Source organism: Streptomyces sp. TLI_55, from assembly GCF_900206255.1.
GTDB lineage: Bacteria > Actinomycetota > Actinomycetes > Streptomycetales > Streptomycetaceae > Streptomyces > Streptomyces aquilus.
The window spans coordinates 9,321,856-9,340,817 of sequence record NZ_OAOJ01000001.1 but is presented as its reverse complement, the minus strand read 5'-3'; the positions used below and the strand labels follow the sequence as shown (position 1 = coordinate 9,340,817).

The window sequence follows — 18,962 nt, the reverse complement described above, 5'->3', positions numbered from 1 at the left end:
CCCCGCCCTGCCCGTGCCGTCCGCTCCAGTGCGGGTAAGGCCGCCCGACCCGCTTTCACCCCGTTGAGGATGCAGACAGTGTCGTCTCGCCAGACCATCAAGAAGGTACTCAACTCCAGCGTCGTCCTCGTGGAGGACGACACCGGGGTGGAGCGGGTGCTGCTCGGCAAGGGCATCGGCTTCGGGCACAAACCGGGCGACACGGTGCCGCCCAACGCCCCCGACCGCGTATTCGTCCCCCTACCGGACGACGACCGCCAGCACCTCACCGAGCTCCTGGCCGCGATACCGCCCGGCTACATCGAACTCACCCGGGAGATCGTCGCGCTGGCCGCAGACAAAGGACTCGACCTCGACCCGCACATCTACCTGGCCCTCACAGACCACCTCCATTTCGCAGCCGAACGGACCAGACAGGGACTGCGGGTCGCCAACCGCTTCGCATGGGAGATGCGCACGCTCTACCCCGCGCAGTGGACGATCGGGGTACGCAGTGTCGAACTCCTGCGGGAACGACTGGGGGTTCAGCTGCCCGAGGACGAAGCGGCCAACGTCGCGTTCCACTTGGTCAACGCGGACACAGGAGCCGAGCACGCCGACCCGATGCGCGTCGTTCAGCTGCTGAACTCGGTGCTGCAGATCGTCACCCACACCACCTCGGCCCGGTTCGACGAGGACGATCTGCACAAGGCCCGGTTCATCAGCCACCTGCAGTACTTCGCTGAACGGCTGTTCAGCGGAAAACTCCTGACCAGCACCGACGACTTCCTCTACACCCAGCTCGCGGGCCGATACCCGCGTGCGGTGGACGCGGCCGGGCGCATCGCCACGTATGTGCGGCAGACCTACGGCGCGGAACCGCCCAACGAGGAGATCGCCTACCTGGCACTCCACATCGCCCGAGCGGCACCAGAGTAGGAAAGCCCCTGCCCCACCCTTGAGGCGACTTGGCATGTGAATGGGTTTCCGCGCACCTGCGGTGGATTGACAGTGCTTCCCCGACCAACGCGCCCCTGCGAGCCGGGCTCTGGCGGGCAGGTACGTGCCGGTGGCAGTAGCCCTCCGGCTGCCCGCCCCGTCCCTGCAGCCACGGCGGCACGGGCATCGCGTCCCGTACGATGACCCACTCGGTCTCCGTCATGTCCGAGTCGTAGCCGCGCACACGGTCCGGACGGTCGCCCGCATTCCCGAACCGGTGAGCGAGGCAATCACACGACCGGGCAGGCGAGTTGGACGACACGGGCATAGGAACGCAAGACCGCGACACCAGGCCTCCTGGCCGGCTCGTTTGGACTTCGACAATCCCGAGCTGGACAGGAGGCCCTGCCTTCATACGCGAACCCGCTGGAGATCACCCGACCGAGTCACCTCAACCGAACCGATGCCCACCACTAGGCCGCCTCGGGAAGCGGGAAGCTGCGGCGCATCAGGGCGTCGAAGGCGGCGTCGGGGAGCAGGCGCTTGGCCAGCATGGTGGCGCGGGCGAGCGCGCCGATCGCGTACCGGGCGCGGGGCTTGGCGGTGGTGGCGGCACGGACGATCACCTTGGTGGCGGCCTCGGCGGGGACGGCGCCGCTGCGGCGGGTGAAGGCGTGGTTGGCGTACATGTCGGCGAGCTTGGCACGGAAGCCGGCGTACGGGTCGGCGGCGTCCGAGGCGGGGGCCATGGTGCCGACCGCGGTGCCGCTGAACTCGGTGATGGTGGGCCCGGGTTGGACGACTACGACCTCGACGCCGAAGGGTGCGACCTCCAGGCGCAGTGAGTCGCTGATCGCCTCCACGGCGTGCTTGCTCGCGTGGTAGAAGGCGCCGCCGGGAGGGGAGAAGCGGCCGGCCATGGAGGAGAGGTTGACGATCCGGCCGTGCCCGGCGCGGCGCATGCCCGGCAGCACCAGCTGGGCCATCCGGACCAGGCCGAAGACGTTGGTGTCGAACTGGGCGCGAACCTCGGCCGGGGTGGCGGACTCCACGGGCAGGTGCAGCCCGAATCCGGCGTTGTTGATCAGGATGTCGACGCTGCCGTGCTCGGCCTCGACGGCGCCCACCGCGTCCGCCATCGACCGCTCGTCGGTGACGTCGAGCGGCAGGGTGGATATGCCGAGCGCGGCCAGGTCGGCCAGGGTCTCGGGGCGGCGGGCGGTGGCGTACACGCGGTGGCCGAGCCGGTGCAGGGCCAGCGCGGCCTGTCGGCCCATGCCGGAGGAGCAGCCGGTGATCAGGATGGTCCGGGTCGGGGTCATGGGGTGGCCTTTCGGTGCAGGAGGTCCCAGACGGCGTTTTGGCGCGGTCCAGGTCATCGGTGGGGAGGGAGTCGAGGCCGCCGGGGCGGTCGAGTTTCACCCTAAGCCTTTCTGCAGCAGACTGCAACATTGCGGTGGACTGCAGTTTGCGAGTGTTCTGCGAGCAAGGTCTGCGGGAGCGCGGTAAGGCAAGGCGCAGCGAGGCGGTCATCCGTGCCGCCTTCGAGTTGTTCGCCGAGCAGGGCTATGACGCCACGACGGTGGCCGAGATCGCGGAACGGGCCGAGGTCTCGCCGCGCACGGTGGCCATGTACTTCCGCTCCAAGCAGGACATCGCCATGTCCAAGTTCAGCGAGGGCGCGGACCGGCTGACCGAGGCGATGCGCGAGCGGAGCCCCGACGAGCGTGCGGTGGACGTCCTCGGGCGGTGGCTGCTGGCGGAACACGAGTCGGGCGACGACGAGATGGTCGAACTGGAACGCCGCATGTTCGTCGCCAACCCCGAACTGGCTGCGCTGCGGACGGCGCGGATGGACGCCGCCATCCGCGAATCGACCAGGGTCGTCGCCGAGGACCTCGGCGTCGCCCCGGAGACCGTCGGGCCATCATCACCGAGCCGTACCGCTGCGCACCACACTCCGCGGACACCGCACCGGCCCCGCCCCGCCGCGCTCCAGCTCACCCGGGCGACGCCGACCGGCCGCACCACCGGACGCCGGCAGCGCACCCCGCCCCGGCACGTGAACCACCCCCAGTGACCTCCCGCCCGCGGCCCTGCTCCCGCTGGTCGATTCCCGGGCCCCCAGACACACCCCACCCCGCGCTCCGCCTCACCTTCGCGATGCCCGCGGCCCTGGCGCTCCTACCCCTGGTGACCGCTCGCGCTTTCGCCCACGGGGTGCACCACTCCTGAGAGTGCGGAGAGCCGGCGTGCGGTGCCAGTGTCGCGGCAGGCAACCTTCGCCCCGAAGCGACGGCTTCCCCCCGGCCCCAAGGGGAGTGGGAGGTGCCCCCATGCACGCTCGCCCAGCCTTCGGCAGGGAGGTGCCCCCTTCGCCGCGACTGGCCGAAAACCCAAGGACACCCGGCGCTAGCCGGCGTCCCGAGGGAGGGACTCGATGGCCGCCTCAATGAGGCGCAGGGCGACCACCGCGGCCTGTTCGAGGTCGGACTCCTGGATGCCGGTGAAGAGCTCGATGATGATGGCGGTCGCCGCGACGGCCACCATCCGGGGCCCGACGGTCTCCGGGGCGACGCCGAGATCCTCGGCGACGACCCTGGTCGATTCGCGGATGGCGGCGTCCATCCGTGCCGTCCGCAGCGCAGCCAGTTCGGGGTTGGCGACGAACATGCGGCGTTCCAGTTCGACCATCTCGTCGTCGCCCGACTCGTGTTCCGCCAGCAGCCACCGCCCGAGGACGTCCACCGCACGCTCGTCGGGGCTCCGCTCGCGCATCGCCTCGGTCAGCCGGTCCGCGCCCTCGCTGAACTTGGACATGGCGATGTCCTGCTTGGAGCGGAAGTACATGGCCACCGTGCGCGGCGAGACCTCGGCCCGTTCCGCGATCTCGGCCACCGTCGTGGCGTCATAGCCCTGCTCGGCGAACAACTCGAAGGCGGCACGGATGACCGCCTCGCTGCGCCTTGCCTTACCGCGCTCCCGCAGACCTTGCTTCACCATGGCGCCAAGATTACTGCAAAATTACAGCTCCTCGCAATATTGCAGCGCACTGCAAATTTAGCTTAGGCTGCAGTCGTCTCGACGGATCGGCGACAGGGAACAGTCATGGCTGGAAAGTTGTACGCACTTGGCCGGTGGGCGGCGCGCCGCCGGCGCTGGGTGGTGGCGGGCTGGCTGCTGCTGCTCGCGGTGGTGGGCGGGCTCGGGATCACCCTCCACGGGAACCTCTCCACACAGTTCAGCGTGCCGGGGATCGAGGCGCAGCGGGCCACGGACCTGCTGAAGAAGGAGTTTCCGGAAGCTGCCGGCGCCGACGCGCGCGTGGTGTTCGCCGCGCCACCCGGTGCCACGCTGCTCGGCGGGAAGGAGCAGGCCGCGATCGCCACGAGCCTGCACAACGCCGCCTCGGTGCCCGGGGTGCTCTCCGTGTCCGACCCGGTGACGGGCCAGACGATGTCCGCCGACCACACGATCGGCTTCGCCGACGTCCAGTTCGCCAAGGCGGCAGGAGAGGTGCCGAAGTCCGCCACCGATGCGCTGACCTCGGCGATGGGACCGGCCCGGGACGCCGGCCTCACGGTCGAGTACGACGGCTCGGCGATGGATCCGACCGTCTCGGTGAGCGGCCCCGCCGAGATCATCGGGATCGTCGTCGCGTTCCTCGTACTCGCCCTCGCCCTCGGGTCGCTGGTCGCGGCCGGGCTGCCCATGGTCACCGCCTTCGTCGGAGTGGCGATCGGCGTTCTGGGCGTCGAGTTCGTGGCCGGCTTCGTCCAGATGACCGAGACCGCGACCACCCTGGCGCTGATGATCGGCCTGGCCGTCGGCATCGACTACGCCCTGTTTCTGGTGTCCCGCCACCGCGAGCAGCTGGCCGGCCAGGGTGACGACGAACTCGACGTGCAGGACTCGATCGGTCGCGCCACCGCCACCGCGGGCAGCGCCGTGGCGTTCGCCGGCCTCACGGTGATCATTGCGCTGGCGGCCTTGTCTGCCACCGGCATCCCGTTCCTGACCGTCATGGGCCTGGCCGCGGCCTTCACCGTGCTCCTCGCCGTCCTGGTCTCGCTCACCCTGGTGCCGGCCGTGCTGGCCTTCGCCGGTGAACGGCTGCGTCCCCGCGCCAAGCAGCGCCGCTCCCGGAGCGCACGTCCCGACTCCGCCGGGGCGTGGGGCCTGGCCTGGGCACGCATGATCACCCGTCGGCCCGTCGCCGCCCTGCTCGTCTGCCTGGCGGCTCTCGGAACCGTCGCGCTGCCGGTCGGCCACCTGCGTCTCGGCCTGCCCGGCAGCGAGACCCAACCCGTCGCCAGCACCCAACACCGCGGCTACGACCTGCTCGGCCAGGGACTCGGGCCGGGCTACAACGCCACCGTCACCGTCGCCGTCGACACCGCCCGCGTCCCGGACGCCCAGCGCACCGCGCTCCTCGACAACCTGGCCGACACGCTGCGGGGCGACACCGGCGTCGCCGCCGTCGCCCCGCCGGTGACCAACCAGGCCGGCACGGTCTCCCTCCTCAGCGTCATCCCCACAACCGGACCGGACGACCAGGCCACCACCGACCTGGTGCACCGGATGCGCGACAACGACAAGCAATCCGTCACCCAGGCCGGCGGCGTCATGTACGTCACCGGCACCACCGCCACCGCCATCGACGTCTCCGCCAAACTGGCCGACGCACTGCCCCTGTTCATCGCCATCATCACCATCCTGGCCATCGTCCTGCTGACCATCGCCTTCCGGTCACTGCTGGTCCCCCTCAAGGCCGTACTCGGCTTCCTGCTCTCCACCGCGGCCAGCCTCGGCTTCGCCGTCTGGGTCTTCCAGGACGGCAACCTCACCGACGCCTTCGGAGTCGCCGCCGCCGCACCCGTGGTGGCCTTCCTCCCCGTCCTGCTCGTCGGAGTGCTCTTCGGCCTCGCCATGGACTACGAGGTCTTCCTGGTCAGCCGCATGCGCGAACACTTCGAGCACACCGGCGACGCCCGCGAAGCCGTCGCCCACGGCGTGGCCAGGAGCGGACGCGTGGTCGTCGCCGCCGCACTGATCATGATGGTCGTCTTCGGCGGGTTCATCTTCACCGACGACCCCGTCATCAAGTCGATCGCCTTTTCCCTCGCCTTCGGCGTGCTCTTCGACGCCTTCGTCGTCCGCCTGACCATCGTCCCCGCCGTCATGGCCCTGCTCGGACACCGTGCCTGGTGGCTCCCCCGCTGGCTCGACCGCGTACTGCCCGACGTCGACATCGAAGGCGCCCGCCTGCCCGCTACCACACCGACCGCCAACACCCCGGCGACCAACCCGGTCCGGCAGCTCGACCACGTCTGAGCCGAACACCCGCTGACGCGCAGTATGACGGTGCGTCAGCGGGTGCTCCCGGCTGCGGCCTCGCGCGGTCAGCCGCCGCGAACCTCGAATCCCCACTGCCGAACGCCGGTCAGACAGACACAGGGTGATGTCGTGTCAGGAGATCGTCGCCTCACTGGGGCTGGCGCCGGTCACGGCCAGTGTGGAGGGCGTGCAACGGCTTCTGACAGCACATACGTGAGTCGGGCCCGCGGCACCAGGCCGCAGGCCCGACGTGTCTCACGCAGAGGTGTTCGGACACAAGAGTGCCGGGGGACCGAACTCGCGGGTCACGCCCGGCACTTGCCTCGTCCTCCTCCGCCGGAGGGTTCACATCGCCGACGCCCCCGCGTCGACCGGCAGACCGACCCCCGTCACGAAGCTCGCCTGGTCCGAGCAGAGCCACACCACCGCCGCCGCGACCTCCTCCGGCTCACCGAGCCGCTTGATGGCCATGCGGCTGACCCACTGGGCGAGCTGATCGTCCGTCAGCGCGTCCATGAGCGGTGTGCGAATGGAGGCAGGACACACGGCGTTCACCCGGATTCCGGACTCCGCGTACTCCACGGCGGCCGTCTTGGTGAGGCCGAGCACACCGTGCTTGCTCGCCACGTACGCTCCGAGCAGCGGCGGCGACACCAGCCCGGCCAGCGAGGAAGTGTTGACGATCGCGCCGGTGCCGCCCTGGGCGAGCATCTGCCGGATCTGGTGCTTCAGCCCCAGCCAGACGCCCTTGAGGTTGACGGCGATGACCCGGTCGAAGTCGGCGGCCTCCATGTCGACGAGGCTCGCCTGGTGCTCGACGCCGGCGTTGTTCAGCGCGAAGTCCAGCCTCCCGTAAGCTCGTACGGTTTCGGCGACCAGCCGTTCCTGGTCCGCTTCGCGGGTGACGTCGCAGGGAACGAAGGCGGCGCGGCCGCCCTCCTTGCCGATCAGCTCGACCGTCTGCTCCCCGCCCTCCCGGCAGCTCTCCAGGTCGCTGACGAGCACCGCGGCACCCGCCCGTGCGAAGGCGAGCGCGCTGGCCCGGCCGATACCGCCGGCGCCGCCCGTCACCAGTCCGGACTTCCCCTCCATGAACGGTGTGCCGGTCACAGCGTTGCTCCCTCGCGAATCTGGATCAGCTCGATCAGGTTGCCTTCAGGATCGGCGAGATAGCCGAAGCGGACATCGGGGTGGGGGGCCGGGCCCGGTGGCACGATCGCCGAGGCGCCCGCGGCGAGCACTCGGTCGTAGAGGCCGTCCAAGTCGGTCACCCGAAGGCAGAAATGCCCGTAACCCTGGCGCAGTACGGCCGAGTTCGGGTCGGACGCGGGGGGCGAGGGGACCGAATCGGGGCGGGACATGAGCTCCACCGCGTAGCCGTCGGCGCCGCGCAGCACCACAACACGCATGCGCTGGTCCTCGACCTCGAAGCGGAACTCCTCGGTGAGTGCGAGGGCCTTGGTGTAGAAGACGACGGCCGCGTCGAGATCACGGACCGACAGTCCGACGTGGTCGAGGGTCGTGGTTGCGGTCGAGGCGTGGGGCGCCGCTGCCGCCGTGGGGTGCATCGAGCACATCGCTGCCTCCTGCGAGGTAGTCAACAATCTGAGATATCTAAGCAGTCTGACCATGTCGGCAACAAGGCTTCTGCAGGTGGAAGGACCATCTGGGCACAGGTCTTGCGAATTTCAGATACTCGACAATAGTGTGATGTCTAATCACTTCAGGGAGTGCATCGTGAGCCTTCTCAACGCGGACACATGGACTGAGAAGATCTTTACCGGCGGCTGGTCCGACGGTTCCGGCGGGACCGCCCCGGTCATCGAGCCCGCCACCGGGGACCGGCTCGGCGTCATTGGGCTGGCCGACGCGGAGGACGCGCGCAAGGCCTCCGCCCGAGCGGCGGCCGCGCAGGCACAGTGGGCGGCCCGGCCGCCCGGGGAGCGGGCCGCCGTCCTGCGCAGGGCCGGCGCGCTGTGGGAGGCGCACGCCGAGGAGATCCAGGACTGGATCGTCCGCGAGAGCGGCGCCATCCGCGCCAAGGCGGCGCTGGAGACCCACATCGCCGCCCAGGAGTGCTACGAGGCCGCCGCGCTGCCCAGCCATCCGCACGGCACCGTGCTGCCGTCCGACGAGGCACGCTGGAGCTTCGCCCGGCGCCGCCCGGCGGGCGTGGTCAGCGTCATCGCACCCTTCAACTTCCCGGTCATCCTGTCCATCCGTTCCGTCGCCCCGGCCCTCGCGCTGGGCAACGCGGTACTCCTCAAGCCCGACCCGCGCACGGCGGTGTGCGGCGGAGTCGCCCTCGTACGGATCTTCGAGGAAGCCGGTCTGCCGGAGGGACTGCTCCAACTACTGCCCGGCGGCGCCGACGTGGGCGAGGCCGTGGTGACCGCTCCCGAGGTCCGCGTCGTCTCCTTCACCGGATCCACGGCGGCGGGCCGCCGGGTCGGAGAGCTGGGTGCCCGCCATCTCAAGCGCACGCACCTGGAACTCGGCGGCAACAACGCCCTCATCGTGCTGCCCGGCGCGGACCTGGCGCTGGCCGCCTCCGCCGGCGCCTTCGGCTCCTTCATGCACCAGGGCCAGATATGCATGTCCACCGGCCGCCACCTGGTCCACGAAAGCCTGCACGACGCCTACGTGGAAGCCCTGTCCGCCAAGGCCACCCACCTGCCCGTCGGCGACCCGGCGTCCGGTCAGGTCGCGCTCGGCCCGCTCATCGACGACCGGCAGCTCGGGCGCGTCGACGACCTCGTGCGGCGGACCGTGGCCGCCGGCGCCCGGCTCGCCGCCGGCGGCACCTACCAGGACCTCTTCTACGCCCCGACCGTGCTGGCCGCCGTGACCCCGGCAATGCCCGCCTGGACGGACGAGGTGTTCGGCCCCGTGGCGCCCGTCGTGCCCTTCGCCACGACGCAGGAGGCCATCGCTCTCGCGTCCGAGAGCGAGTACGGACTCTCCCTCGGCATCCTCGGTGACGTCGGCGACGCCATGGCCATCGCGGACGCGGTTCCCAGCGGCATCGTCCACATCAACGAGCAGACCGTCTCCGACGAGGCCAACGCCCCCTTCGGCGGCGTCGGCGCCTCCGGTACCGGGTCACGCTTCGGCGGCCCCGAGGCCAACATCGAGGCCTTCACCGAGACCCAGTGGCTGACCGTGCGGCCCCGGATCGCCCCCTACCCCTTCTGACCGGACACCCACAACCAGCATCACAGAACAGGAGTCGCGCCGCCATGGGCGAGATCAACGCCGGTCAGGCCATCGTCAATGCCCTGCGGGCCGAGGGCGTCAGCCATGTCTTCGGCATGCCGGGCGGCCATGTTCTGCCCCTCTACGACGCCATCCACCGCACGCCCGGCATCAGCAGCTTCCTGGTACGCCATGAGCATCACGCGGCGGCCATGGCGGCGGCGTACGCCCAGCTCACCGGCCGGCCCGCAGCGGTCCTGGTCACCGCCGGACCGGGCGTCACCAACACCCTCACCGCGGTCGCGGAGGCATACGTCGGGGCCCTGCCCATGATCGTGCTCGGAGGCCGCGGCGCCACGGCGACCGCGCACCGGGGCGCCAGCCAGGAGGTCGCCACCGACCAGGTGTTCGCCCCCGTCACCAAGTGGTCGGTCCGGGTCGACCGGGCCGACCTCCTCACCGACGTCCTGCGGCAAGGCTTCGCCCGCGCCCGCGGCGGCAGGCCGGGCCCCGTCCTGATCGACATCCCGCGGGACCTGCTGACCCTCGACGTCCCCGACAAGCCGTACCTGCCGGTCGGCCCGCCCGCCCGGCCCGCCGCCGACCAACCGGCCGTCGACGCCGCGGCAGCGGCCCTCGCCCGTGCCCGCAGCCCGCTCCTCGTCGCGGGTGGCGGAGTCGCCTCCTCCGGCGCCTTCGACGCACTGCGCGCCCTGGCCGAACGCCTGTCGGCCCCCGTACTGACCAGCCTCGCCGGACGCGGCAGCCTCCCCGACGACCACCCCCTCGCGGCCGGTGGCCTCGGCGCCCACCGCAACCCGGTCGCCAAACGGCTGCTCGGCGAGGCGGACGTGGTCCTCGGCCTCGGCACCCGCTTCGAGGAGATGGAGACCAACTGGCAGCCCACCGCCCTCCCCTCCCCCGACGCCACCTACATCCAGGTCGACATCGACCCGGCCGAACTGGGCCGCGCCATCCCGGCCCACGTCCCCGTCACCGGCGACATCAAGAGAGTCCTGGAGCAACTGCTCACCGCCCTGCCCGAGGACACACACGCCTCCCCCGGCCGCACGGAGCACCTCCTCCAGGACATCACCGCCCTCGACACCGCCGTCGACCGCATGGCACTCGACGACAGCACCCCGATCCATCCCGCCCGCGTCATCCGCACCGCCCGCTCCGTCTTCCCCCGCGACACCGTCCTCGGCGTCGACGTCGGCGCCCTCGCCCAGCACATCGGCGGCGCGTTCCCCTTCTTCCGCGTCTACCAACCCCGCTCCGTCATCACCCCGTCCAGCTTCTACGGCATGGGGTTCGCTGCCGCCGCCCTGCCCGCCGCCCGCCTGGTCCACCCGCAGCGGCCTGCCCTGTGCTTCGTCGGCGACGGCTCGTTCCAAATGGTCATGAACATCGTGCCGATGGCCGCCCAGTACGGACTCGCAGTCACGTGGTGCGTGCTCAACGACGACGCCCTCGGCTCCATCCGGGACCTCCAGGAACACACCTACGGCAACCGCATCCAGGACACCGAGTTCTCCTTCCAGCCCGACTTCGCCCGCCTGGCCGAGGCCTGCGGCGCGTACGGCGAACGCGTCGACGACCCGGCCGCCGTACCCGACGCCCTGAAACGCGCCCTCGCGGAGAACGCGACCGGCCGCCCCGCCGTCCTGGACTTCGCCGTCGCGCGCACCCGGCTCGCGCAGACCAGGGAGCACTACTTCACGACCTACCCGCAAGACGACTGATCGGCGCCAGCCTCAGACCCTCCAAAGCGGGCACCGCCCGATCGAGTGAGCAGCGCTCGGGCTGAGATCAGCCGTAACCGAGCGGCTGCGCAGTCCCCCCACGCGGCCGCTGTCCCGCGCCGCGATCCATTCCGATCGTCGGGTCAACAAGGCGCTGGCTCGCGCGGACGCCCGAAAATGGCACTACGCGGTACTCGCGACGCTGGACGAGTTCGGTCCCGCCAGCCAGGCAGAGCTGAGCTCGCGCACTGGCATCTATCGCAGCGACCTGGTCGCGGTCATCAAAGAACTGACAGAACGGGGTCTGACCGAACGCGCACCCGACCCTGCCGACCGCCGACGGAACATGGTCACGCTGACCGAACCGGGCCGCCGGCAACTGCTCAGACTGGGCAAGCTGCTCGCCGACGTGGAAGACGAGGTGCTGGCCCCGCTGTCGCCGGCACAACGCGAACAACTGACCTACCTGCTCACCACCCTGGTAAATGACCACGGCCAGCAGATATGAACGATCGAAGTCGGTGACAGCCATCCGTTGACCCCGACGATGTGCACGGCGGCCTCATAACGAACACGGCCTGGAAGACTGATTGATCGCCTCCCGAATGGTCTTGCCGGAGACGGCCCGCCACTGGCCACCGCTGGACCCCTGGAAGCGCAGCGGAGCCGGTGACGGAGCCCCCGAATCCTCGGGCCCTCCTGACGACGAGACGTCGTGTACGGGGTGCGGATGGACTCGGACGACCACGGGTTGGTCAGGGCGAGATCGGATCTGCTCGTTCGTCGGGGTGGGCGGTGCTGGAACGGGACTGCCTCGATCCCGCACGGCATCACCGTGCCGTCCTGGGACTCGCCGACCAGACTGGGCAACCTCTGCGCGGCGACCGGCAGATCACCAGTCGGCTCGCCCGCACGGTTCGGTAGGCCGACCGCAGCTTCACCAGCCGCACGCCCACCCTTCCGGAGCCCGCCAATCACTCACTCGCGGTCGCGACAGCTACCCTCGGCCTGCTGAACGCCCCGGCAACGACCGCGCCCGCGCAGCGGAAGCCGCCGCCGGCCGCGCCCGCCGACGCTTCGGACCGGAGATCGTCCGGCCAGCGACTCTGGCCGGCCGACTGCCTTGAGTTCCGCGCGACTTCTGGCACGGCTTTCATTCATGCGCGGGTGAGTTGTGCAGCGGACATGGTCCAGTGAGCTGTCATTCGGCTGGGGCGCCGTCAACGCGTGCCGGAGGCTGCTGAGTGCCCGGCGCGCCTGCCCAGCACCGAACCGGCGGTGAGGCCAGAGCCACCGGGGTAGTTGAACCAGAAGAGCCCGCCGACGAGTTCGCCGGCCGCGTACAGCCCCGGGACGGGGCGGCCGCTCAGATCCAGCACGCGCGCGTCGGCGTCGATCCGCAGCCCGCCGAAGGTGAAGGTGATGCCGCAGGTCACCGGGAAGGCGACGTACGGAGGAGTGGTCAGCGGCTGGGCCCAGTTGGACTTGGGAGGGGTGATGCCCTCGGTCCGGCAGCCGTCCTTGGCCGTCGGGTCGAAGCGACCGGGGACCACGGCGGCGTTGAACCGCTCAACCGTCTCCGCCAACTGGCCCTCATCTATGCCGAGTTCCTTGGCCAGGCCCTCCACGGTGTCGGACTCCACCCTGGTGACGCCCGCCGAGGCGTACTCCTCGGGGCGCAGCAGCGGCGCGGACGTCGCGTCGAAGAGCTGGTAGGCGACGCCTCCCGGTTGCTTGAGGATCTCGGCACCGTACTTGGCATATGTGTAGTTGCGGAAGTCCGCTCCCTCGTCGACGAACCTGCGGCCCTCGGCGTTGACCACGATGCCGAACGGGTAGCCGCCGCGCGTGAGTTGGTTGGTCAGCTCACGGTCGCCGGTCGCTTCGGCTTGGCTGTCCCAGGCCACCGCGTGGCAGCCGCTCCAGTGGCCGTAGGGTTGCGCGCCGGCCGCCAGGGCCATGCGGATGCCGTCGCCGGTGTTGTGCGGGGTTCCACGCACCAGGGCCAGGTCCCAGCCCGCGCCCAAGTAGCCGGCCCGCATCTGCGGGTTGGCCTCGAAGCCGCCGCTGGTGAGGACCACGCCGTCGGCCGCGATGCGCTGCCCGTCGGCGAGCATCACGCCGCGGACGGAGCCGTCGGATCCAGTGGCCAGACCGGTGACAGGGCTGTCGAAGCGGACTTCGATGCCGCTGCGGTCGGCGGCGGCAAGGTGCTGGTCGATCATTCCTTTGCCCCCGCCGACCACGCCGACGGCCAGTCCGCCCCAGAACCGGTAGCGCCCTTCCACCTCGTAAGCCTGCCGGTGGAACATGAGCTCGAATCGCAGGCCGAGGCTGCGCAGCCAGGTCATCGTCTCGCGGGATTCACCGACCAGGATCCGGGCGAGTTCAGGGTCGGTCCTTCCCTGTGTCACCCGGTTCAGGTCGGCGAGGAACTCGTCGTCGGTGTAGGGGGCGAGGTCGACGCGTCCTGCGCAGTCCGAGGGAAGTGGCTCGACCAGCGAGGTGAGGTCGGTGAGCCCGCCGTGGCTGGTGCGCATCGCCCCGGCGGTGAAGTAGGAGTTGCCGCCCGCCCATCGGCGGGGGGCCTTCTCCAGCAGCAGCACCCGTGCTCCCTGCTGCCGGGCGGACTGAGCCGCGCTGAAGCCGGCGTTCCCGCCGCCGACCACGACGACGTCCCACTGCTCGTTCATGTGTACTCCAGAGGTTTCGGACAGCAATTGCCCGGATCGGAGGTCCCTATCGGGGCTGGGGCGTACGGATCAGGGCTGTGTGCGTACGCGACCGCAGCATGGGGCTCTTTCACCAGGGCCCGGTGAGCGGGGGTCGCCGGCTGCGCGGCCCGCCTGCCGGCCAGTACGACGATGCGCCCGCAGCACCATCAGTACAATCGAAAGAAATTGAAGTTGCTTTCAGGAATACTTAAGGCGGTTGGGATGAGCCTCGACGTACGCCGCATGCTGGTGCTGGCCGAAGTGGCTCGCCGGGGTTCCATCACGGCGGCCTCGATCGCCCTGAGCTATACGCCCTCGGCGGTGTCCCAGCAGATCAGCAGGCTGGAAGCGGAGGCCGGGCAGCCGCTGATCGCGCGGCACCCCCGGGGCGTCACCCTCACCGAGGCCGGCCGCACTCTGGTCGAGCATGCCGCACGGATCGATCGCCAGTTGCGGGCCGCACGCCGATCCCTCGACGACATCGCGGGCCTGCACAGCGGGACCTTGCACATCGGCACCTTCCCCACCATCGCCGCATCCCTGCTGCCCCGCGTCGTGCGCGCCTTTCGCACCCGGTACCCGCAGGTTGAGCTGGCCGTGCACAGCGACCGCAACGCCGGCCTGATGGACATCCTGGAGAGCCGGGAGATCGAGCTGTCCCTGATGTGGGACTACCCGTGGCGGCGCCTGGACGAGACCAACCTCGATGTCATCCATCTGCTGGACGATCCCACCTGCCTGGTCGTCGCCACCAACCACCCGCTCGCCGCCCGGCACTCCGCCGGTTTCGAGGAGCTGGCCGAGGAGAACTGGATCGTCCGGGGCGATCACCCGGTCGCCGAGCTGCTCACCCGTAGCTGCCGTGCCGCCGGCTTCGAGCCGAAGATCGCCTACCGGGCACACGACTACCAGGAAGCCCAGGCCATGGCAGCGGTCGGCCTGGGCATCACGCTCGCCCCCAGGTTCGCCCTGGCCAGCCTGCGGGATGACGTCACCACCGTCGATCTGGGCCCCGCGGCCCCGGTTCGCCGCATCCTGCTCACCCGGCTGCGCGACATCCCACCGACACCGTCAGCCAAGGCCATCACGGAATTGTTCATCGAGACCGCCCGGGCGCTGTCTTCATAGACGGGCCCTCCGCGGTGTGACTGCCGTGACCGCCGCCGTCCTGCGGGGCCATGCCCGGGCCCCGTGGCCGCCGAGATGCGCGAGCGGACGCGGGCGTCGCCGTTGAGATGCGCCGCCCGTCCCTTGGCCAGCACCTGCTCGACAACTGCGAACAGTGCCGCACTCAGCTCGGTCCTGGACGCTGACACGTAACTGCCTGGCGATGGCGGCGTTGTCGTGTCCCGGAGCGAATGACCCGGCTGCCTGCATCCGGGATCGGCGGCGATGAGCGCGACGGTTCCATGACGGGTGAGCGTGGTTCGGTGTCAGAGGGTTCGGGCCGCAGCGGCGTCGCGGAGGAGTGCGGCGAAGGTCTGGGCGGCGGGGGTGAGCGAGTGGTCGGCCATGCGGACCAGAAGGATGCGGCGGATGGGGGCCGGCGCCTTGAGGGGCAGGACGCTGACGCCGCGTCGGATGCCTTCCAGGGCCAGGGTCGGGGCGAGGGCGACGCCGATACCGGCGGCGACCATGGCCTGGGCTTCCTGGTAGTCGTGGGCCTCGTAGGCGATGTGGGGCTCGAAGCCGACGGCGCGGCAGCTGCGGACGAGGGCTTCGGCCACCGGGTGATGGTCGGCGCGGGTGATCCAGGGGTCGTGGGCGAAGTCGGCGAGTGAGGCGGTGTCACGGTTGGCGAGTGGATGGTGGTCGCTGACGAGAAGGGCCGGCGGGTCGTCGAGGAGTGGAGTGACGACGATGTCCTCCCGGTCGATTCGGCTCCAGTCGTAGTCCCACATGAGGGACATTTCGATCTCCCGGTTCTCCAGCATGGTCCAGAGTCCGGCGATGCGGGCGCTGCGGACGGTCAGCCGTACGTCGGGGTGGGCGTCCCGGAAGGCGATCACGGCCTGCGGCAGGAGCGAGGCGCCGACGGTGGGGAAGGTGCCTATGCGCAGGGTGCCCGCGCGCAGGCCGGCGTAGTCGGCGAGTTCGTTTTTCGCGGCCTGCAGTTCGCGTGCGATCCGCTGCCCTCGTTCGGCCAGCGCTCGTCCGGCGTCGGTGAGGGTGACACCCCGGGCGTGACGTTCCAGCAGGGGCTGGCCTGCCTCCGTTTCCAGGCGGCTGATCTGCTGCGACACCGCTGACGGGGTGTAGTTGAGGGCGCGGGCGGTCGCGGTCACCGAGCCGCGCCGGGCGACCTCCGTGAACAGCAGGATGCGCCGGACGTCGAGCATGCCACCACCTACAGCGTTCACTTGAGCTTAATAGCCATGCAGATTTCCGAGATTGTACTTCACGCTGCCGTAACTCACCGTGGAGGACACCACGCACGGCGAGACCGCCGGCGGGCTTCCCCTTCCCTGGCTGTGAGGAGTTGTTGTGCTGCGTCTGCAGGGCGAGATGATCCGCGGAGGTACCAGCAAGTGCTGGATCTTCGACCACGGCGACGTGGTCGCCACGGGCGTGGACGTCGATGCCCTGCTGCTCGCCGCTTTCAACGCGGCCGACCCCCGTCAGATCGACGGCGTGGGCGGCGCCTCCTCCACCACCTCCAAGGCCGCCGTCGTCCAGGCATCGACCAAGGCCGGTGTGGACGTCGAGTACGCCTTCGCACAGGTCGGCATCGGCGACGAGCGCGTGGAGTGGGCCAGCAACTGCGGCAACTGCGCCACCGCCGTGGCCCTGTACGCCGTCCACCACGGTCTCGTACCCACCGCGTCGGACACCACCACCGTCCGCATGCTCAACGTCAACACCGGCGCCCGCCTCACCGGCACGATCCCCACCCCGGCGGGCGTGGCCCCGGAGCAGGGCACGGCCGTGGTGCCGGGTACCTCGGCGCCGGGCGTGCCGGTCCTGCTCGGGTTCCAGGACCCGGCGGGCTCGACGACCGGCAGCGCTCTGCCGACCGGCCGGACACTGGACGAGCTGACCGGCCCGGACGGTCCCGTCGAGGCATCCCTGGTGGACGCCGGCGCGCCGGCCGCGCTGTTCGAGGCCAAGGCGTTCGGCCTCGACGGCACCGAATCCCTCACCACATTCGCCACCGCCGTGCCCGCGCTGACCCTGCTGCGCCGCCAGGCAGCGCTGGCCATGGGCCTGGCCCGCGAGAGCGATCCGGTCAGCCACGCGGTGCCGAAGGTGGGCATCGTCGCCCGCCCCTCCCCCTATCGCACCACCCAGGGCACACTCGTCAACCAGGACGAGTACGACCTGGCCGTGCGCATGGTCTCCATGCACGCGCCGCACCCGGCGATCGGCCTGACCTCAGCCGTGGCCCTGGCCACGGCCGCCGCCACCCCCGGCACCCTCGCCCACCGCGTCGCCCGGCAGACCACCGACGGCACACTGCGCCTGGGCACCCCCGCCGGCGTGATCACCACCCGAGCCGTCCCCGCACCGGACGGCGCGTCCCCCACGGTGCTGCTGCACCGCGCCGCCCGGCGTATCGCCCGAGCCGAACTCCTCGTTCCCGTCCTGGAAGGACGCCCCGCATGAGCCGCAACGTCGCCGCCCCGGGTACCGTCACCGCACCACCTGGCCGCATCCGCCGCATGCTGTCCCACCTGTACATCCAGTGCCTGATCGGCGTCCTCCTCGGCGCGGCTCTGGGCGGGCTGTGGCCGTCCGTCGGCGCTGAACTCAAGCCGCTCGGCGACGGCTTCATCGCGCTGGTGAAGATGTTCATCGCACCGATCATCTTCTGCACGGTCGTCCACGGCATCGCCTCCATGGGCAACCTCCGCGCGGTCGGCCGCGTGAGCCTCAAGGCTCTGATCTATTTCGAGGTGCTGACCACCGTGGCCATGGTGATCGGCCTCGTCGTCGTCAACATCGTCAAGCCGGGCAGCGGTCTGCACGTCGATGTCTCGACCCTGTCCACCAAGGGCCTGCCACCAGAGGCGACCACGGCCCACGAGGGCTTCGCCGAGTTCATCCTCGCCATCATCCCGGCCACCCTGGTCAGCGCCCTGACCGGCAACGAGATCCTGCCGGTGCTGCTGGTGTCGGTGCTGTTCGGCTTCGGACTGCACGCCAGTGGGGAGGCGGGCCTGGGCATCGCCCGGGGCATCGAAAAGTTCTCCACCGTCCTGTTCACGCTCATCCGCTGGATCATGCGGCTCGCCCCCATCGGCGCGTTCGGCTCGATGGCCTTCACCATCGGCAACTACGGCCTGGGGACCCTGCGCCATCTCGCCCTGCTGGTCGGCTCGTTCTGGCTGACCGCCCTCTTCTTCGTCCTGGTCGTCCTCGGGACCGTGATGCGCCTGAACGGACTGCGGCTGCTGCCCTTCCTGCGCTACATCAAGGAAGAACTGCTGATCGTCCTGGGCACCTCCTCCACCGAGCCCGTCCTGCCGCGCATGATGGCCAAACTCCAGCACGCGGGCGCCTCGAAACCCGTCGTCGGCATCACGCTGCCCGCCGGGTACTCCTTCAACCTCGACGGCACCGCCATCTACCTGACCATGGGCTCGGTCTTCCTCGCCCAGGCTCTCGGCATCGACCTCAGCCTCACCCAGCAGCTGACCATGCTCGCCGTCATGCTGCTCACCTCCAAGGGCGCCGCAGGCGTCACCGGCTCCGGCTTCATCGCCCTGGCCGCCACCCTCAGCGCCATCCCGCACGTCCCCGTCGCCGCCCTCGCGCTGATCTTCGGCATCGACCGGTTCATGTCCGAAGCCCGCGCCCTGACCAGTCTGGTCGGCAACGGCGTCGCCACCCTGGCCGTCGCCCGCTGGGAGGGCGAACTCGACGAGGACCGCGCCAGGGCCGTCCTGCGAGGAGAGATCCCCTACGCCCCCACGCCCGCTCTCTCCGCGGTGACAACCGAGCCCGGTCCGAAGGAGACGCCCGCACCAACCCACGACCCCGTCCCCGCCGCGAACTGACAGTGCGTGGGCGGGCCGGCCTGGAGTGTCTGCTTCGGGTCGGCCTGCCCACGTCT

15 protein-coding genes are annotated in these 18,962 nt (G+C 70.4%); 9 read left to right on the top strand and 6 right to left on the bottom strand.

The window, feature by feature from the left end:
- Positions 1 to 78 precede the first annotated feature (78 nt).
- Positions 79 to 918, top strand: a complete 840-nt coding sequence (locus CRP56_RS42715) for a PRD domain-containing protein (protein ID WP_218878029.1) — start codon at positions 79 to 81, stop codon at positions 916 to 918.
- A 473-nt stretch (positions 919 to 1,391) separates the two neighbouring features.
- On the opposite strand, the gene CRP56_RS42705 is transcribed toward CRP56_RS42715, so the two are convergent.
- Entirely contained in the window at positions 1,392 to 2,240 is an 849-nt protein-coding gene (locus tag CRP56_RS42705) for an SDR family NAD(P)-dependent oxidoreductase (protein ID WP_097273474.1), read from the bottom strand.
- Positions 2,241 to 2,392: 152 nt separating this feature from the next.
- Between CRP56_RS42705 and CRP56_RS42700 the strand changes: the two genes are divergently transcribed.
- On the top strand, positions 2,393 to 2,998 hold the full coding sequence (locus CRP56_RS42700; protein ID WP_257041806.1) for a TetR/AcrR family transcriptional regulator: 606 nt from the start codon (positions 2,393 to 2,395) through the stop codon (positions 2,996 to 2,998).
- 332 nt (positions 2,999 to 3,330) lie between these two features.
- On the opposite strand, the gene CRP56_RS42695 is transcribed toward CRP56_RS42700, so the two are convergent.
- Positions 3,331 to 3,921 (bottom strand): TetR/AcrR family transcriptional regulator, encoded by a 591-nt coding sequence (locus CRP56_RS42695; RefSeq protein ID WP_097273472.1) that lies wholly within the window; start codon positions 3,919 to 3,921, stop codon positions 3,331 to 3,333.
- Positions 3,922 to 4,026: 105 nt separating this feature from the next.
- Here CRP56_RS42695 and CRP56_RS42690 point away from each other — a divergent pair, with 105 nt between their 5' ends.
- Complete coding sequence (locus CRP56_RS42690) at positions 4,027 to 6,252, top strand: MMPL family transporter (RefSeq protein ID WP_097273470.1); 2,226 nt, start codon at positions 4,027 to 4,029, stop codon at positions 6,250 to 6,252.
- A 348-nt stretch (positions 6,253 to 6,600) separates the two neighbouring features.
- Here CRP56_RS42690 and CRP56_RS42685 read toward each other — a convergent pair whose 3' ends face one another.
- Positions 6,601 to 7,365 carry a glucose 1-dehydrogenase gene (locus tag CRP56_RS42685; RefSeq protein ID WP_097273468.1) on the bottom strand — a complete coding sequence of 255 codons (765 nt, stop codon included), beginning with the start codon at positions 7,363 to 7,365 and terminating at the stop codon, positions 6,601 to 6,603.
- Positions 7,362 to 7,832, bottom strand: coding sequence for a VOC family protein (locus CRP56_RS42680; protein WP_179851269.1), 471 nt, complete (start codon positions 7,830 to 7,832; stop codon positions 7,362 to 7,364). The genes CRP56_RS42685 and CRP56_RS42680 overlap by 4 nt, the downstream gene beginning before the upstream one ends.
- Before the next feature lie 160 nt (positions 7,833 to 7,992).
- On the opposite strand from CRP56_RS42680, the gene CRP56_RS42675 reads away from it, so the two are divergent.
- From CRP56_RS42675 to CRP56_RS42665, 3 genes are all read left to right on the top strand, one after another.
- Positions 7,993 to 9,450 (top strand): benzaldehyde dehydrogenase, encoded by a 1,458-nt coding sequence (locus tag CRP56_RS42675; RefSeq protein WP_097273464.1) that lies wholly within the window; start codon positions 7,993 to 7,995, stop codon positions 9,448 to 9,450.
- A 44-nt stretch (positions 9,451 to 9,494) separates the two neighbouring features.
- Positions 9,495 to 11,195 (top strand): thiamine pyrophosphate-binding protein, encoded by a 1,701-nt coding sequence (locus tag CRP56_RS42670; protein ID WP_097273462.1) that lies wholly within the window; start codon positions 9,495 to 9,497, stop codon positions 11,193 to 11,195.
- Between the two features lie 61 nt (positions 11,196 to 11,256).
- Positions 11,257 to 11,703: a MarR family winged helix-turn-helix transcriptional regulator gene (locus CRP56_RS42665; RefSeq protein WP_097273460.1), complete on the top strand. Its 447-nt coding sequence runs from the start codon at positions 11,257 to 11,259 to the stop codon at positions 11,701 to 11,703.
- Positions 11,704 to 12,415: 712 nt separating this feature from the next.
- Here CRP56_RS42665 and tcuA read toward each other — a convergent pair.
- Positions 12,416 to 13,888, bottom strand: a complete 1,473-nt coding sequence (gene tcuA / locus CRP56_RS42655; protein ID WP_097273457.1) for an FAD-dependent tricarballylate dehydrogenase TcuA — start codon at positions 13,886 to 13,888, stop codon at positions 12,416 to 12,418.
- A gap of 243 nt (positions 13,889 to 14,131) precedes the next feature.
- Here tcuA and CRP56_RS42650 point away from each other — a divergent pair, with 243 nt between their 5' ends.
- Complete coding sequence (locus CRP56_RS42650; RefSeq protein ID WP_097273455.1) at positions 14,132 to 15,037, top strand: LysR family transcriptional regulator; 906 nt, start codon at positions 14,132 to 14,134, stop codon at positions 15,035 to 15,037.
- A 305-nt stretch (positions 15,038 to 15,342) separates the two neighbouring features.
- Here CRP56_RS42650 and CRP56_RS42645 read toward each other — a convergent pair whose 3' ends face one another.
- A complete protein-coding gene (locus tag CRP56_RS42645; RefSeq protein ID WP_097273453.1) occupies positions 15,343 to 16,248 on the bottom strand; it encodes a LysR family transcriptional regulator in 906 nt (301 codons plus the stop codon).
- Between the two features lie 145 nt (positions 16,249 to 16,393).
- Between CRP56_RS42645 and CRP56_RS42640 the strand changes: the two genes are divergently transcribed.
- Positions 16,394 to 17,512 carry a PrpF domain-containing protein gene (locus CRP56_RS42640; protein WP_097273451.1) on the top strand — a complete coding sequence of 373 codons (1,119 nt, stop codon included), beginning with the start codon at positions 16,394 to 16,396 and terminating at the stop codon, positions 17,510 to 17,512.
- The gene (locus tag CRP56_RS42635; protein WP_097273449.1) at positions 17,509 to 18,906 is read left to right on the top strand and encodes a dicarboxylate/amino acid:cation symporter; all 1,398 of its coding nucleotides are present in this window, start codon (positions 17,509 to 17,511) and stop codon (positions 18,904 to 18,906) included. Before CRP56_RS42640 ends, CRP56_RS42635 begins: the two co-directional genes overlap by 4 nt.
- Positions 18,907 to 18,962: the final 56 nt, after the last annotated feature.

What these genes read in the sequence shown, in the direction of transcription:
- CRP56_RS42705 (WP_097273474.1), bottom strand. Translation starts at nt 2,240, where the DNA reads ATGACCCCGACCCGGACCATCCTGATCACCGGCTGCTCCTCCGGCATG.
- CRP56_RS42695 (WP_097273472.1), bottom strand. Translation starts at nt 3,921, where the DNA reads ATGGTGAAGCAAGGTCTGCGGGAGCGCGGTAAGGCAAGGCGCAGCGAG.
- CRP56_RS42690 (WP_097273470.1), top strand. Translation starts at nt 4,027, where the DNA reads ATGGCTGGAAAGTTGTACGCACTTGGCCGGTGGGCGGCGCGCCGCCGG.
- CRP56_RS42680 (WP_179851269.1), bottom strand. Translation starts at nt 7,832, where the DNA reads ATGTGCTCGATGCACCCCACGGCGGCAGCGGCGCCCCACGCCTCGACC.
- CRP56_RS42670 (WP_097273462.1), top strand. Translation starts at nt 9,495, where the DNA reads ATGGGCGAGATCAACGCCGGTCAGGCCATCGTCAATGCCCTGCGGGCC.
- tcuA (WP_097273457.1), bottom strand. Translation starts at nt 13,888, where the DNA reads ATGAACGAGCAGTGGGACGTCGTCGTGGTCGGCGGCGGGAACGCCGGC.
- CRP56_RS42650 (WP_097273455.1), top strand. Translation starts at nt 14,132, where the DNA reads ATGAGCCTCGACGTACGCCGCATGCTGGTGCTGGCCGAAGTGGCTCGC.
- CRP56_RS42645 (WP_097273453.1), bottom strand. Translation starts at nt 16,248, where the DNA reads ATGCTCGACGTCCGGCGCATCCTGCTGTTCACGGAGGTCGCCCGGCGC.
- CRP56_RS42635 (WP_097273449.1), top strand. Translation starts at nt 17,509, where the DNA reads ATGAGCCGCAACGTCGCCGCCCCGGGTACCGTCACCGCACCACCTGGC.